This window comes from Streptomyces sp. A2-16 (assembly GCF_018128905.1).
Lineage (GTDB): Bacteria > Actinomycetota > Actinomycetes > Streptomycetales > Streptomycetaceae > Streptomyces.
On sequence record NZ_CP063808.1, the window covers coordinates 4,004,430 to 4,018,748 of the forward strand.

The following is a 14,319-nucleotide window of genomic DNA, read 5'->3' on the forward strand; positions in this document are numbered from 1 at the left end:
GGTGGTGAAGGGCGGTCATGACGGTGCGGACGAGCACCTGATCGGCGAGGCCGAGAAGATCGCGGTCGCGCTAGGCCGCATGTTCCCCGGGCTGTGCGAGGTGGTGCTGCACGACCTGCGCGATCCGCGGCACGCGGTCCGCGCGATCGAGAACAACCTCTCCGGCCGCCGGGTCGGGGACTCCGCCACCGAGCTCGGACTCGCCCGCATCGCCGACCCCGAGTACCCGAGCGTCATCCAGAACTATCCGAACCGGTTCCCCGACGGCCGCCCGGCCAAGAGCACGTCCATCGGGATCAGGAACGAAGCAGGGGAGTACATCGCGGCCCTGTGCCTCAACCTCGACGTGTCGGTGCTCTCCCCCGTGACGCTCGCCCTGTCGAACCTCGTCGCCACCGACACCGAGTCCCGCGAGCAGCCCCTGGAGACCCTGCGCGACCGCAACACGCGCGAACTGCGCCAGGCGGTCGAGGAGTTGGCCGCGGAGCGCGCCGCCACACCCCGCTCGCTGAGCAGACAGGACAAGAAGGTGCTCGTGCGGCGGCTGCACCAGGACGGCTACTTCGACTCCCGGGACGCCGCGCAGACCATCGCGGATCTGCTCGGAGTGTCCCGCGCGACCGTCTACAACTACAGCAAGTGAGAGGCCCCGCGTGAGCTCCGCCGCAACCGACCCGGGCCCGCCGCCGGCCGTACGGCCTCTGCTGCACATCGCCGAGGAACGGACCGCCGCGCTCGTCGACGAGGACCTGGCCCTGGAGGCGGCCCGCGCCGCCTTCGCCGCCACGGTCGACGGCCCGGTCTTCCCCTCGCTCGCCGTGCACGGCTCCGATCCGGGCAACCGGTTCACCCTCAAGCCGTCCGCGTCCGCGACACACGCCGGTGTGAAGATCGGCACGTACTGGCCGGGCAACCCCGACCATGGGCTGCCGCGCCACCACTCCACCCTGCTGCTGTTCGACCAGAGGATCGGCAGGCTCGCGGCCGTGCTGGAGGTCGGCGCCGCGAACGCCTACCGGACGGCGGCCGCCGACGCCCTCGCCGTCGACCTGCTGGCACGCCCCGACGCCGGCACCCTGGCGGTCTTCGGCGCCGGTCACCAGGCGGCCTACGAGGTGCGGGCCGTCAGCCGGGTCCGGCCCATCGGCGAGGTCCTGGTGGTGGGACGCACCGCCGAGGGTGCCGAGCGGACCGCGGCGGCACTGCTCGCGCAGGGGCACCGGGCGCGTGCGGCGGAAGCCGACGAGGCCTGCGCCCGGGCCGACGTGATCGTCACCGCCACCACCGCCCGGGCCGACACCCCGCCGCTGTTCGAGGCCTCGTGGGTCCGCCCCGGTACGCACCTGTCCTGCATGGGCGCCGACGCCCCCGGCAAGAGGGAACTCCCACCCGAACTGTTCGCCCGCGCCCGGGTCTTCTGCGACCTGCCCGAACAGGCCCGCCGCATGGGCGAGACCCAGCACGCCCCCGCGGGCACCGCCCTGACCCCGCTCGGCGAGGTCCTCACCGGCCGCGCCGAGGGGCGCACCGCCGACAGTGACATCACGGTCTTCGACAGCTCCGGCATCGGAGTGCAGGACCTGTACCTGGGCCTGGCCCTCCTGAAGAAGATGGACATCACCCTGTGAACAACCCCGTACCCACCGCGGGCCCCGCACCCGCCGCCGACCCGGTGACCGCCCCCGCCCGGACCCTGGCCGACCCCGACACCCCGTTCGCCGTCCTCGACCTGCACAAGGCCAGGCGCAACGTCGCGCGGCTGGCGGCCAGGGCCGACCGTCTCGGCGTCGGCCTGCGGCCCCATGTGAAGACGGCCAAGAGCCTCGACGTCGCCGCCCTCCTGCACGAAGGCGGCCGACCCTGCCCGATCACCGTGTCCACCCTGGCCGAGGCGGAGGCGTTCGCCGACGGCGGCTACACCGACATCACCTACGCCGTGGGGATCGACCCGCACAAACTCCCGCGTGTCGTCGCCCTGTTGCGCCGCGGTGTCACCCTGCGCGTCCTGCTGGACAGCGCGGAGCAGGCGGAGTTCGTCGCCGACGCCTCCCGGCGGGCCGGACTTCCCGTCCCCGCCCAGATCGAGATCGACTGCGACGGGCATCGCGGCGGCCTCAGGCCGGACGCTCCCGGGCTTCCCGCGATCGGCCGCATCCTGCACGAAGCGGGCTGTCTCGACGGGGTGTTGACCCACGCGGGCGAGTCCTACTTCGACCGCACCGCCGAGGAGCGGCGCGCGGCCGCGGTGAACGAACGCGACACCGCCGTCGCCGCGGCCGAGCGGCTGCGGGCCGCGGGTCTGCCCGTGGCCACCGTCAGCGTCGGTTCCACCCCGACCGCCCATGCCGCCGAGGACCTCACCGGCGTCACCGAACTGCGCGCGGGCAACTACGTGTTCTTCGACCTGGTGATGGCCGGTCTCGGTGTCTGCGGCGTCGACGACCTCGCCCTGTCGGTCGTCGTCACCGTCATCGGCCACCGCCCCGAGTACGGCTGGATCATCACCGACGGCGGCTGGATGGCCATGTCCCGCGACCGCGGCACCGCGGCCCAGGCGCAGGACCAGGGGTACGGCCTGGTCGCCGACCTCGACGGCAACCCCGTTCCCGGCCTGGTCATGACGGCGGCCAGCCAGGAACACGGCACCCTCACCGTCCGCGACGGAGCCGCCCTGCCCGAACTGCCCATCGGCACCCGCCTGCGCGTCCTGCCCAACCACGCCTGCGCCACCGCCGCCCAGCACCACGGCTACCACGTCGTCGACGGCACGCAACCGACGGCGGGCGCGCCGGTCGTCGAGGCCTTCTGGAGCCGCGTCAGCGGGTGGTGAAGCCGGGACGCGGGTGGTGAAGCCGGGACGCCGGGATGTCGACGCACGGTTCGCCTGCATTCCTCGAACGTGCCCGTTGGAGACGACCGCGACCCTGGACCGGGAGACGGGCGGGTTCGTGCTCAGCACCCCGACGCGGGGCCCGCAGCTGGATGCCCAACACCTCCTTGGCGGGCGTCCCTTAGGACGCCCTGGTCGCCGCCGGTCTGGTCATCGACGGCAAGGACGAGGGCGTCTTCCTGTTCCTGACCTCGCTGACCGGAGTGCACGGCCGCCATCTGCCGGGCGTCGAGGTGGAGTTGCTGCCCGAGACCGCCAGCAGCCCGGTCGACCACTGCGCCACCTCGGCCGGCTGACGGACGAGAGCGAACGTGTCTCCTGCCTGGGGAGCCCGCGCAAACGGTTCCTGCGCTCCGTCGGCCGCGTGGCCATGGGTAAGCTGTGCATGAGCGCCTACAGCCTCGGAGTGACACGGCACGCCCTGACCGTCGCCGTGCGCCACGCCCACCAGCGGGTCACCTCGGGCATGACCAGCGGGCAGCGGGTGCCGCTGTTCGCCCACCGCGCCCACCACGCCCCGCTCGTGGAGGCGCTCGCCACGACCTGTGCCGCCACCCTGCTGCAGCGCGCGGCGGTACGCCGATGGGCACAGGCGGCGCACCGAGGCGCTCGCCGCGCCGGACGAGCTCATCGCGCGGCACCCCATGCTGCGACCCGAGGCGGTACCGGCCTGACCGCCTCGCGCCACCCCATGCTGCGACCCGAGGCGGTACCGGCCTGACCGCCTCCACCACGTCCTGACCCTCCGGCGACGGCCCGGCCCGCGGAGCGGTCCGCGGCCCCGGCCTCTTTCTTAAGGCCTGGCTTATATAAGCGGCAGGTGGCATAGTGGGGCACGTGCACGCGTTCGACGTACTCGGGGATCCGGTCAGGCGCCGGATATTGGAACTGCTCGCCTCGGGCGAGCAGGCGTCGGGCGAGGTCAGTGCCGTGATCCGGGACGAGTTCGGGATCTCCCAGCCGGCCGTCTCGCAGCATCTGAAGGTGCTGCGGGACAGCGGCTTCGCCTCCGTCCGCGCCGAGGGCACCCGACGGCTGTACGCCGTCGAGGCCGCGCCGCTCAGGGAGGTGGACGTCTGGCTGGAGCGCTTCCGGGGTTTCTGGGACCAGCGGCTCGACGCGCTCGGAACAGAGCTCGCGCGAGGAAAGCGCGAGCGCAGACTGCAAGGAGAGGTGAGCCAGGATGAGTGAGATCGCCGACGCGATCAACCGAATGCACCGGCGGGTCGGCACCCGCCAGGTCGAGGCCGGCGAGGCCCGGACGGTCCTGCTGCGCCGCACGTACGACGCCGAGATCGCCGACGTGTGGGACGCGGTGACCTCGCCCGAGCGGATCGCGCGCTGGTTCATGCCGGTCAGCGGCGAGCTCAAGGTCGGCGGCCGCTACCAGCTGGAGGGCAACGCCGGCGGCGAGATCCTCGAGTGCGCCGAACCCGAGCGGCTGCGGGTGAGCTGGCTGTACGGCCCCGACCCGGGCTTCAGCGAGGTCGAGGTGCGCCTCACGCCCGAGGCCGGGGAGCGCACGGTCCTCGAACTCGAGCACGTGGCCGTCGTACCGGACGAGTTCTGGGACCAGTTCGGGCCCGGGGCCGTCGGAGTCGGCTGGGACCTGGGGCTCTACGGGCTCGCCCTGCACCTTGCGGGCGGGGGCCTGAGCAAGGAGGAGGCCGCCACCTGGCACACCACACGCGAAGGCAGCGCGTTCATCACCGGCTCGGGCGAGGGATGGGGCGAGGCGTACGCCGCCTCCGGCGTGGACGGGGAGACGGCGAACAGGACAGCGGCCGCCACCATCGCGTTCTACACGGGAACGGAGGCCTGACCCGCGAGCCCGAGGCCCGGTCTCAGACGGTGCGCAGGGTGCGCCGCGCGAGCTCGTACGCCGGGAGCATCTCCTCGTGCTCCTCGGTGTCGAGCCCGCCGAGGTGCACCACCACCGGTCCGTCCGCGGTCATGACGGCGAAGGCGCTCTCCTTCTTCGTCTCGTCGAGGAGCTCGCTCGCGTACAGGTACTCGACCGCCACGCCCGAGAGAGCGCCGGACCTGAAGGTCCGGTACTTCTCCCCGCTGACGCCGTCCTCGGCCGCGACGAAGTCCTCCAGCACGGTCCGCGCATCGGCGCCACCCGGCTTTCCGGTCCACACGCGCAGGAAGCCGATGTTGCCCGCGGGCTTCGCGTCGATCTCGCAGGCCAGGGTGACGGGCCCCTGCCGCAGCGGCGCCTGAACGGCCTGTGCCTTCCACTTCTCGGCGATGTCGAACGTGGCGGGCAGCTCGCACGCCGAACCGGCGGCGCCGATCGTGTCGCCGCTGCTCACCGCCGAGCCGTCCGCACCGGCAGTCCCCGCAGTCCCTGCCGTCGCCGACGGGCGCACGGACGCCTTCGCGTCGCTCTCCTGCGCGGCCTGCGAACAGCCTGTCAGCACACCTGCCAGCAACACCGCAGAGGCCGTCCGAAGCCATGTGTTCCCCGCCCTGACCAGCATGGCCGTGTCTCCTCTTTTTCAGTGGTGATACTCGAAGGAGTCAGGTTAGGTGCAGGCAGGAACGACGCATCGTGCGGCCATGGGGGAAACGTTGTTGAGCTTCGACGAGTACTGCGACGCGATCGTTGCCCAGACCGACCTGCTCGCCCGCCACGTCCAGGGCGCCGACCCGGCAGCCCCCGTGCCCACCTGCCCCGGCTGGAACCTGGGCCGGCTCCTGCGGCACGTGGGCGGCGATCACCGCTGGGCGCATGACATCGTCGAGACCAGGGCCGTCGAGCCGATCGACGACGACATGGTCAACGACCCCGCCGCCTATGCCCACTTGGACGACGCCGTGCTCGGCGGCTGGCTCGTGGACGGCGCGACACGACTGGCGGGCGCCTTGCGCGCGGCCGGTCCCCACGTACCGGTGTGGACCCCCGCCGACGAGCAACTGGTCGAGCAGTCCACCATGTTCTGGGCCCGGCGCATGACCTACGAGACCCTCCTGCACCGGGCCGACGCGGCCCTGGTGACCGGGGCGCGGTTCGTGGTCGAGGAGCCTCTCGCTGTGGACGCGGTGGAGGAATGGCTGGAGTTCTCCACCGTTCCCGAGGCCTACGAAACCCTCCCCGGCGTGCCGGAGCTGCTCGGGCCCGGGCGGACCCTGGGCTTCGACGCGGGGGCTGCGGGGGAGTGGCTGCTCGACCTCACCGGGCGGCGGCCGGCCTGGCGGCGCGGGTCCGGCGAGGCCGCCGTGAGCGTGCGCGGGCCGGTGACGGATCTGCTCCTGTTCCTCTACGCCCGTCCGGCGCCCGGTGTCGAGACACGAGGGGACGCGGAGCTGCTGGATCTGTGGCTGAAGCGCACTCGGTTCTGGCTGGAGATGTAGGCGAGCGAAGGGGCCGGTGTGGCCGAAGCCACGTACCGAGGGAGGCCGGAGCCATGTCGTCCTCCCGGGACCGCGGGCTACGGTTTCGCGCAGTCCCCTCTCCCACCAGCACCTCGGGCGGCCCGGCAGTGCAAGCAGATCTCTCCCCGGTCATCGCGGCGACCGCCTACTGGCTGACCCGCGCCTATCCACCCGTGGGCGGCGCGCTGGACGCCGCGCTGTGCGAGGTACAGGCGCGGCAGGCGGTGACGGTCGCCGCGTGGCTGCGTTATCCGACGGCGATGGACGCCGGCCTGGTCGGCGTGGCGGGCCCGGGCGGCTCCGCCCGCCTCGACTGGGTCACCGGGGCGGAGGGCGCCGAGACCCGGGACGCCGAGGAGCATGCCTGGCGCTCCTGGGTGGACGAGGTCGTGGCCAGCTGGGCGGCCTGTCTGCTCACCGACCCGGACCTGGCAGAACGGGCCGTGGCCGACATCGCGGAGGGCGAGCACACGACGGGCTCACCGGCCGTGTTCCGCCGTCTGCTCACCCCGGACGCGGCGGACCGGGACGCCGCCGCGCTGCTCCGCCATCCCGACCTGGTCGCACCGGTGGCGGGACTGCACCGGTCGGAGCTTCTGGAGCGACTTTCGGGCGAGGCGCTCGCCGCGTGACGGTTGCGCCGCGCGGCATGCCTTGGGGAGGGCGCGGCAGGCGATCGGGGCGAGCGGGCAGGGCGGTGGCGGTCGCAATGTGTCGGGCCGTCGCTCCACGACGAGACCGGGGCCGGCGTGCTCTGCCGGGGGGCGCTGACCGTTCGGACCACCGACACCCCGTGCCGTGCCAGGGGACCGTTCGGACCACCGACACCCCGTGCCGTGCCAGGGGACCGTTCGGACCACCGACACCCCGTGCCGTGCCAGGGGACCGTTCGGACCACCGACACCCCGTGCCGTGCCAGGGGACCGTTCGGACCACCGACACCCCGTGCCGTGCCAGGGGACCGTTCGGACCACCGACACCCCGTGCCGTGCCAGGGGACCGTTCGGACCACCGACACCCCGTGCCCTGCCAGGGGGCCGCTCGGGTCACCGAGGCCCCCGTGCCCTGCCGCTGTTCCCTGACCCCTGGCAGGGTCCCCGGACCTCAGTCCTCCTTGCCGCGGCCCGAGAGTGCGTCGCGCAGGCGGTCGACCAGGCCGGTGCCCGGTGCGAGGAGTTTGTTCGCCGGAGGGGTGTCAGGGGCCGACGGGTGCGGGCGGGTCGGTGCCATCTTCTTGGCGCGGCGCACCTTGTCGCCCAACGCGTCGAGCTCCTTCTCCGAGCACGCGACACGCAGCTGCGGGAAGAGGGTCTCCTCCTCCTCGGCGATGTGCGAGCGGACCTCGCTCATCAGCTCGCCCACGAGCCGGTCGAACTCGGGATCGTCCGCCTCGCAGCGCTCCAGGTCCTTCATCAGCTGCTCGGCCTTGGAGTGGTCGTCGATCTCCCGGTCCGCCATGGTGTTCCCGTTGACCAGGTGCTCCCGCACCGCCGGGTAGAGGTACTCCTCCTCCGCGACCGAGTGCCGGACCAGTTCCATGGTGGCCTGGTCGGCGTACACCTTGCGGTTCTTCTCACCGGGCGCCAGCGCCTCGATCTTCCCGAACAGCTCCTCGACCTCGCGGTGATCGGTCATCAGCTCGTCGATGACGTTTCCTCCGTGTCCCATGTTCTCTCACCTCCGCCCCTCGAGTGCCCTCGGCCGCCGTCCCTACGCCTGGTCACAGACGTGTCGGGCCTCGTGCGGATCGCGCCGCCCCCGCCCGCCGCCGCACCACCCCGGGCTCCACGCCCTCCGCGAGACACGTGTCCCCCCGGGACGGCCAGGAGTACCCGAACTCCCGGCACCGGTGGCCGTGCCGGGGGTGTAAGGCGGCCCGGCCGAAGGAACTCGCATCGGGACACAGTCGTACGACGTTCCCTGGAGGCCGATGTGACCGACGCCGTGGACGAGGTGCTCGCGCGAGTGGGTGCCGAGGTGGCCGCACGGGCGGATCGGCTGTGGGACATGGCGCGGATGCTGCACTCCGACCCGGAGTACGCCTTCGAGGAGCACCGGGCCGCCGCACTGCTGTGCGGGGAGCTCGAATGGGCGGGCTTCACGGTGCGGCGGGACGTCGCGGGACTGCCCACCGCGTTCACGGCACGCTCCGGCACCCGGGCCCGCCCCGCGGTCGCCCTGCTGCTGGAGTACGACGCCCTGCCGGGCCTCGGCCACGCCTGCGGCCACAATCTGATCGCCGCGGCGGGCCTGGGCGCGGCCCTGGCCGCCCGGGCCGTGCTCGACCGGGACGCGGGCACCGTGTGGGCCATCGGCACGCCCGCGGAGGAGGGCGGCGGAGGCAAGGTCGCCGAGACCGACGCCGGGGTCTTCGACGACATCGACGCCGCGCTGATGTTCCACCCCGGTGTGCACAGCTGGCAGTGGGCGCCGCTGACCGCGCAGGCGCAGTACCGGGTCGCGTTCCGCGGGCGCGCCGCCCACCCGACCGGCAACCCCACCGAGGGCGTCGACGCGCTCGCCGCGCTCATCCAGCTCTTCAACACGCTGGCCGTCGTCGGACGCAGGCTCCCGGAGGGCTCTCACGTGCAGGGCATCGTCACGGACGGCGGCAAGGCGACCAACATCGTCCCCGAGTACGCGGAGGGCCTCTTCGGGCTGCGCGCGCTGACCACGACCGCCCTGGAGGAGCTGGCCGGGGAGCTGCTGACCTGCGCCCAGGGGGTGGCGCGGGCGACGGGCACGACGGTCACGGTGGAGCGGGCCACTCCGCGCTACGAGCACTTCCGGGACAGCACCGTGCTGTCGGCCCGGTTCGCCCACCACCTGGCGGGGGCGGGGATCGGGATGACACCGCCGGCGCCGGGCGTCTACCTCGGCTCCTCCGACGTCGGCAACGTCAGCGGACGGGTGCCCGCCATCCATCCCTTCGTGGCGATCATGGAGGAGGACGGCTCGGACCACACGCCCGAGTTCGCCGTCGCGGCCGGCTCCGAGCGCGGCCGTCAGGCGATGCTCGCGGCAGCGGAGGCACTGGCCCGCACTGCGGTGGAGGTCCTGCTGCGCCCGGAGCTGCGGGACGAGGCGTGGGAGGACCACGACCGTGCCCGCTCCGGAGGCTGAGGCGCGGCCGGCGTCGCCAGGGCTGCGGACGGTACGCGTTCGAGGGCGTCAGTCGGTGTGCAGGTGGTACACGTTGAACGCCCTGCGGATCACCGGCTGTGCCACGTTCCGCACCCGCACGCCGCCTGCCGTCATCCCGTGCTCGGTGCCCGCGTGGGCGTGTCCGTGCACGCTCAGGTCGGCCCCCGCGGTGTCGATCGCCTCGGCCAGCAGATAGCTGCCGAGGAACGGATAGATCTCCGGCGGCTCACCGGCGAGCGTGTCGGCGACCGGGGAGAAGTGGGTGAGCGCCACCCGCGTCCCGCAGCCCTGCCGGTCCAGTTCCTCCAGTGCGGTGCGCAGCGAGTCCGCGCAGCGCCGTGAGTACCGTACGAACTCCTTCATCAGCGGCTCGCCGAACTCCCCGGCGCTGCGGCCCACGAACCCGCCGCCGAAACCCTTGGTACCGGCGATGCCCACACGCGTGCCGCCGCAGTCCACGACCGTCCCCTCGCCCTCCAGCACCCGGACGCCGGCGTCCTCCAGGAGGGCAGCGACCTTCTCGGGCTGCTCGTCGTGGTGGTCGTGGTTGCCGAGGACCGCCACGACGGGCACCGCGAGACCCTGCACCTCCTGGGCCACCACCCGGGCCTCCTCCGGGGTGCCGTGCCGGGTGAGGTCCCCGGCCAGCAGAAGCAGGTCGGCGCAGTCGGGCAGGGTGTCGAAGGCGGGACGCAGCACACCCTGGCTCTCCGGGCCCATGTGGATGTCCCCCACGGCGGCGACACGGATCACGGCAGCTCCTCCGCATGATCGGGCGTGGCGTTGTCCGCCACCACCACGTCGGTGTGCACGGCGAGCCCGGCCAGCTCCTCGCGGACGGTGCGCAGCACGGTCTCCCGGCACTGTGCGGACGGCACCGTGCCGGTGACCACCACCGCACCGGCCCGCACCTCGGCGCGGACTCCCAGCTCGCCGAGTTCCTCGGCGGCCAGCCGGTCGCGCAGGTGGGCGACGCGGTACTCGACGTTCTCCTCGGAGTGTTCCGTCGCGGGCTCGCTCATGACCGTCCTCCTTCCTGCGCCCTCGGCTCGATGACCTCCAGCCGTTCCAGGAAGTAGAAGAACGCGTCCGGCATCGGCGCGTCCCCGCAGTCCCGGCGTACGCCCTCCCAGTCGACCTTCTCCCGCAGCGTGCGGGCGATCGGCAGAACGGCCCCGAAGTCGCAGTGGTGCTCGGAGAACGCGGACAGCAGGCTGTGCAGCAGGTCGGTCGGGGACAGCACCGGCATGAACACGGAGTCCACCGAGAGTTCGTCGGCCCGCGCCAGCAGGTCCCTGGTGACCGGCTGGTGCGCCATCTCGAAGATCAGGTCGACCTGCTGGCCCATGCAGTCGGCCTTCAGCAGCCAGTCCTCCGGGGGCGTCCGCACGTCCAGACCCGCCTCACGCAGGGTCTCGGCGACGGACTGCGCGTCCTCGGGGAGGATGGCGAAGTCGACGTCGTGCTGGAGATTCTGGGCCCCGCCGTGCGCGTACACGGCGACACTGCCCGCGAGCGCGAACGGGTGCCCCTCCCGTTTCAGGATCGCGCCGACCTGCTTGGCCGCCTCCAGGATCGCCTGGTTGCGGTCCACCGGCAGACTCGCGGCGAGCGCGTCGGCGCCGCTCCCCGTCGCCAGTCGCAGTCCGGCGGCGCCCCCGTGGCGGTCGATGTCGTCGTCGGCGTGCTGCGTCATCAGTGCCCCCTTCCTGGCCGGCCCGCACCCGAGGGGCCGTGACGGGAGGTTCGGGTACCCGCGGGACCGACTTCGACACGGCGGTGCGGGAGCGAGGTCCGGACGCCCGGCGGGGCTGGTTCCGAAGGCGGTGCGACGACGATGCCGTCCCGACCGCACGGCCCTCGCCCGACGACTCATCGCGCGGGCCAGCCGTCCCGCTCCGCCAGATGCAGCACCAGGGCCGCGATGTTCCACGCGTCGTCCTCGCCGCGGTGATGGCGGCCTTCGAGGGGGAGCCCGGCGATGGCGAGCGCCTGTGCCATGCCCGGGCGCTTGCGCAGGCCGTGGACCTCGGTGAAGACCGCCTTGGCGTTGGTGTGGCGGTGGCCGAAGGGATACGGCGTCCTCGTGGCCCCGCACTGCCGGGTGAACTGGTTGCGGTCGTAGTCGCCCCAACTCGCCCACGGGCGCGCACCACTGGCGTGCTCGGCGGCCAGCAGGCGGCAGGCCTCCCCGAACGACAGGCCTCCGTCGACCTCGTCCTGGGTGAGGCCGGTCAACTCCGTGCAGAACTCGCTGACGGCGGAGCGGACGGGCCGCACCAGGATCCGGTGCCGCTCGACGCGCTCGGCGGTCGACAGGTCCACGACCGTCAGCCCGATCTCGATGATCTCGGAGACCGCTCGCGGGGGAGGGGAACCGGGCCAGCACGTGGCTTCGATGTCCACGACGTTCAGGAGGCGCTCGGCGCCCGTGCCGTTCATGGCGAGAACCGTAGAGGCGCAGATGTGTACGAGTCATCTCGTTTTCCCTGCACAGGGGTTCGGGAGGGGGTGGTGGAACCGGGTGTTCCATAAGAGAGTGCTGTGAATTTCCGAGGCGCTTGAACACGGGGGGCCCGCCGTCCGTATGGGGCGGGGGACTTGCATGCCCGGAGAGTCGACACGCGCAGGAGTATTTCCGTGGGACGCAGCAATCGCAGACGACCGACAGGCGCACGACGTGCGACCTTTGCCGCAGTGGCTCTGATGCTCGGGGGTGGTGGCCTGGTCGCGGCGAATGTGTACGCCTCCGCCACGGAGAGCGGCACGCCGCAGCAGACGTCGTGGGGAGCCGTCACGATCGACTGCCCGGACGTCGGCGACACGCTGACCAGCGTGCCCGACGGGTCGAGGGCGGACGTCGACAAGGAACTCGCCCTGCTGGACCAGCAGATAGCCGAGGCCTACCAGCAGCTCCAGGACCCGTCGGTGCAGGACCGCGAGTCCGCGCAGAGCCGTATCGTCGACCCGCTCCAGGAGAACCGCGCCGCCACGATCGACCGCATCAAGGCCGCCCTCGAACGGTCGGGTGAAAAGCCCGAGGGTCTCGGCGACATGGCCGGCTGCACCCTGCGCCAGACCGAGAACCAGAACGGCGACAGCCAGGACCAGCAGCAGGGCGACGACCAGGGCCAGGACGGTCAGAACCAGGACGGTCAGCAAGGGGACGGCCAGGACCAGGGCGGCCAGCAGGGCGACGGCCAGGACCAGGGCGGTCAGCAGCAGGGCAACGGCGGGCAGGCCGGCAACGGGCCCGTCGCCGCCGACTACGCCGACATCAACAGCGCCCCTCCCGCCGCACAGGCCCCGCCGGCTCAGGGCGACGCCTCCCGCGGCACCTTCGTCACCAGCTGCGGTGTCAACGCGAACGGCCTGTTCAACTCGGACAACGTCATCGTCGCCCCGGGTGTCTCCAACGGCGCCCACCACTTCCACGACTACATCGGCAACCAGTCCAACACCGCCTTCGCGAGCGACCAGGACCTGGCGAACGCCGAGACCAGCTGTGTCGACCAGGGCGACAAGTCCACGTACTACTGGCCCGTGATCCGGCTCCAGAACGGCACGCAGGAGCGGGACGCCAACAAGCCCGGCGGTGGCATCGAGGGCAACGCAGGCCAGATCGTCACGCCCAAGGAAGTGACGCTGACCTTCGTCGGCAACCCCCGCAGCAAGGTCACCGCGATGCCGCGGCTGCTGCGCATCATCACCGGTGACGCCAAGGCGTTCGTCAACGGAACCGCCAACGCCAACGCGTCCTGGAGCTGCACCGGGTTCGAGGACCGGCAGCTGAAGGACAAGTACCCGCTGTGCCCGCAGGGCAGTGACGTGGTGCGCACCTTCAAGTTCCAGAGCTGCTGGGACGGCCGCAACATCGACAGCGCCAACCACCGCACGCATGTGGCGTTCGCCCAGAACGACGGCAGCTGCCCGGGCGGCTTCCAGGCCATCCCGCAGCTGGTCCAGCGGATCGTCTACGACGTCGACGCGCCGAGCCTGAACGACGGCGGCCGCACCACCCCGCTGTTCGCGGTCGACTCCTTCCCGGAGCAGCTGCACAAGGCCGTCACCGACCACGGCGACTTCATCAACGTCTTCGACGAGAACCTGATGAACGAGATGGTCGGCTGCATCAACGACGGCCGCCAGTGCGGCGCGGGCACCGGCCAGGACGACCCGGGCAACGGTGACAACGGCAACGGCGGGGACAACGGCAACGGGGACAACGGCGGCGGAGACAACGGCAACCCCGGCGGAGACAACGGCAACGGCTCCACTCCCGACCCCGGCGCCAGCCAGGACCCCGGGAACGGGAACGACAACGGCAACGGGAACGGCGACGGCGACGACAACGGCTCCGAGGGCAACCCCGGAAACGGCGGCGAGCCGCAGCAGCCGACGCCGACCACCGAAGCCCCCGCCGGTGGTCAGACGACCGCCCCCGCCGACGAGCCGAAGACCTACAGCTCACCCACCGCCCACAGCACGACCGCGCCGTCACCCGGGACCGGCAGCGGCATCGGGAGCGGCAACGGCGGCGACCAGGCGAACCAGCCCGCCCCGCAGGACAACACCGCCACCGACGCCCCCGTAGCCGTAGCCCAGCCCGAGCCCCAGGGCAGCCAGAGCAGTCTTGCCGAGACCGGCGCGCAGCTGTGGCCGGCCGCACTCGGCGCGATCCTCCTGATCTCCGGCTTCGTTCTCCTGCGACGCACCAGCCGCCGTTCCATGTGACATCGGCCGGCACGAGCGAGATCCAGAGGTGGCTGTCCGCCGCGGTTTCCGGGCGGGCGGCCACCTCGACGCACAGAGGCTTCCGACACTTGCCGACACGGCACCCCGAAAATCGATGTGCACCATTCCCGGTCCGGGAAACCGAATGGGACCGAACCCCCACCGGCCGC

15 protein-coding genes and 1 pseudogene are annotated in these 14,319 nt (G+C 72.3%); 10 read left to right on the forward strand and 6 right to left on the reverse strand.

Annotation, left to right across the window (positions count from 1 at the left end; translation table 11 throughout):
* The first annotated feature begins 1 nt into the window (after window position 1).
* The 6 genes and pseudogenes from IOD14_RS18000 (at window position 2) to IOD14_RS18025 (ending at window position 4,712) form a co-directional block, all read left to right on the forward strand.
* On the forward strand, window positions 2-643 hold the full coding sequence (locus IOD14_RS18000; protein ID WP_212673299.1) for a PAS domain-containing protein: 642 nt from the start codon (window positions 2-4) through the stop codon (window positions 641-643).
* Window positions 644-653: 10 nt separating this feature from the next.
* Complete coding sequence (locus IOD14_RS18005) at window positions 654-1,628, forward strand: ornithine cyclodeaminase family protein (protein WP_123993455.1); 975 nt, start codon at window positions 654-656, stop codon at window positions 1,626-1,628.
* Between the two features lie 44 nt (window positions 1,629-1,672).
* The gene (locus tag IOD14_RS18010; protein ID WP_212673300.1) at window positions 1,673-2,830 is read left to right on the forward strand and encodes a DSD1 family PLP-dependent enzyme; all 1,158 of its coding nucleotides are present in this window, start codon (window positions 1,673-1,675) and stop codon (window positions 2,828-2,830) included.
* A 76-nt stretch (window positions 2,831-2,906) separates the two neighbouring features.
* Window positions 2,907-3,485, forward strand: a pseudogene (locus IOD14_RS18015) (acyl-CoA oxidase); the annotation flags it as partial.
* Window positions 3,486-3,718: 233 nt separating this feature from the next.
* Window positions 3,719-4,081, forward strand: a complete 363-nt coding sequence (locus IOD14_RS18020; RefSeq protein WP_123993454.1) for a metalloregulator ArsR/SmtB family transcription factor — start codon at window positions 3,719-3,721, stop codon at window positions 4,079-4,081.
* Entirely contained in the window at window positions 4,074-4,712 is a 639-nt protein-coding gene (locus tag IOD14_RS18025; RefSeq protein WP_212670767.1) for an SRPBCC family protein, read from the forward strand. The genes IOD14_RS18020 and IOD14_RS18025 overlap by 8 nt, the downstream gene beginning before the upstream one ends.
* A 22-nt stretch (window positions 4,713-4,734) precedes the next feature.
* Here IOD14_RS18025 and IOD14_RS18030 read toward each other — a convergent pair whose 3' ends face one another.
* Entirely contained in the window at window positions 4,735-5,376 is a 642-nt protein-coding gene (locus IOD14_RS18030) for a lipoprotein (RefSeq protein ID WP_123993452.1), read from the reverse strand.
* 79 nt (window positions 5,377-5,455) lie between these two features.
* Here IOD14_RS18030 and IOD14_RS18035 point away from each other — a divergent pair, with 79 nt between their 5' ends.
* Window positions 5,456-6,250, forward strand: coding sequence for a maleylpyruvate isomerase family mycothiol-dependent enzyme (locus tag IOD14_RS18035; RefSeq protein ID WP_212670768.1), 795 nt, complete (start codon window positions 5,456-5,458; stop codon window positions 6,248-6,250).
* Window positions 6,251-6,378: 128 nt separating this feature from the next.
* Window positions 6,379-6,903: a hypothetical protein gene (locus tag IOD14_RS18040; protein ID WP_212670769.1), complete on the forward strand. Its 525-nt coding sequence runs from the start codon at window positions 6,379-6,381 to the stop codon at window positions 6,901-6,903.
* A gap of 472 nt (window positions 6,904-7,375) precedes the next feature.
* On the opposite strand, the gene IOD14_RS18045 is transcribed toward IOD14_RS18040, so the two are convergent.
* Window positions 7,376-7,939, reverse strand: coding sequence for a hemerythrin domain-containing protein (locus IOD14_RS18045; protein WP_123993449.1), 564 nt, complete (start codon window positions 7,937-7,939; stop codon window positions 7,376-7,378).
* Between the two features lie 264 nt (window positions 7,940-8,203).
* On the opposite strand from IOD14_RS18045, the gene IOD14_RS18050 reads away from it, so the two are divergent.
* Window positions 8,204-9,394 (forward strand): amidohydrolase, encoded by a 1,191-nt coding sequence (locus tag IOD14_RS18050; protein ID WP_123993448.1) that lies wholly within the window; start codon window positions 8,204-8,206, stop codon window positions 9,392-9,394.
* Window positions 9,395-9,442: 48 nt separating this feature from the next.
* Here IOD14_RS18050 and IOD14_RS18055 read toward each other — a convergent pair whose 3' ends face one another.
* From IOD14_RS18055 to IOD14_RS18070, 4 genes are all read right to left on the reverse strand, one after another.
* Window positions 9,443-10,168 (reverse strand): metallophosphoesterase, encoded by a 726-nt coding sequence (locus IOD14_RS18055; protein ID WP_212670770.1) that lies wholly within the window; start codon window positions 10,166-10,168, stop codon window positions 9,443-9,445.
* Entirely contained in the window at window positions 10,165-10,437 is a 273-nt protein-coding gene (locus IOD14_RS18060; protein ID WP_212670771.1) for a BON domain-containing protein, read from the reverse strand. The genes IOD14_RS18055 and IOD14_RS18060 overlap by 4 nt, the downstream gene beginning before the upstream one ends.
* Entirely contained in the window at window positions 10,434-11,111 is a 678-nt protein-coding gene (locus tag IOD14_RS18065; protein ID WP_212670772.1) for a nucleotidyltransferase family protein, read from the reverse strand. The genes IOD14_RS18060 and IOD14_RS18065 overlap by 4 nt, the downstream gene beginning before the upstream one ends.
* 176 nt (window positions 11,112-11,287) lie before the next feature.
* Window positions 11,288-11,857, reverse strand: coding sequence for a 3'-5' exonuclease (locus IOD14_RS18070; RefSeq protein WP_123993444.1), 570 nt, complete (start codon window positions 11,855-11,857; stop codon window positions 11,288-11,290).
* A 264-nt stretch (window positions 11,858-12,121) separates the two neighbouring features.
* On the opposite strand from IOD14_RS18070, the gene IOD14_RS18075 reads away from it, so the two are divergent.
* Window positions 12,122-14,149, forward strand: a complete 2,028-nt coding sequence (locus IOD14_RS18075; RefSeq protein WP_249126274.1) for a DUF1996 domain-containing protein — start codon at window positions 12,122-12,124, stop codon at window positions 14,147-14,149.
* The last annotated feature ends 170 nt before the right edge of the window (window positions 14,150-14,319 follow it).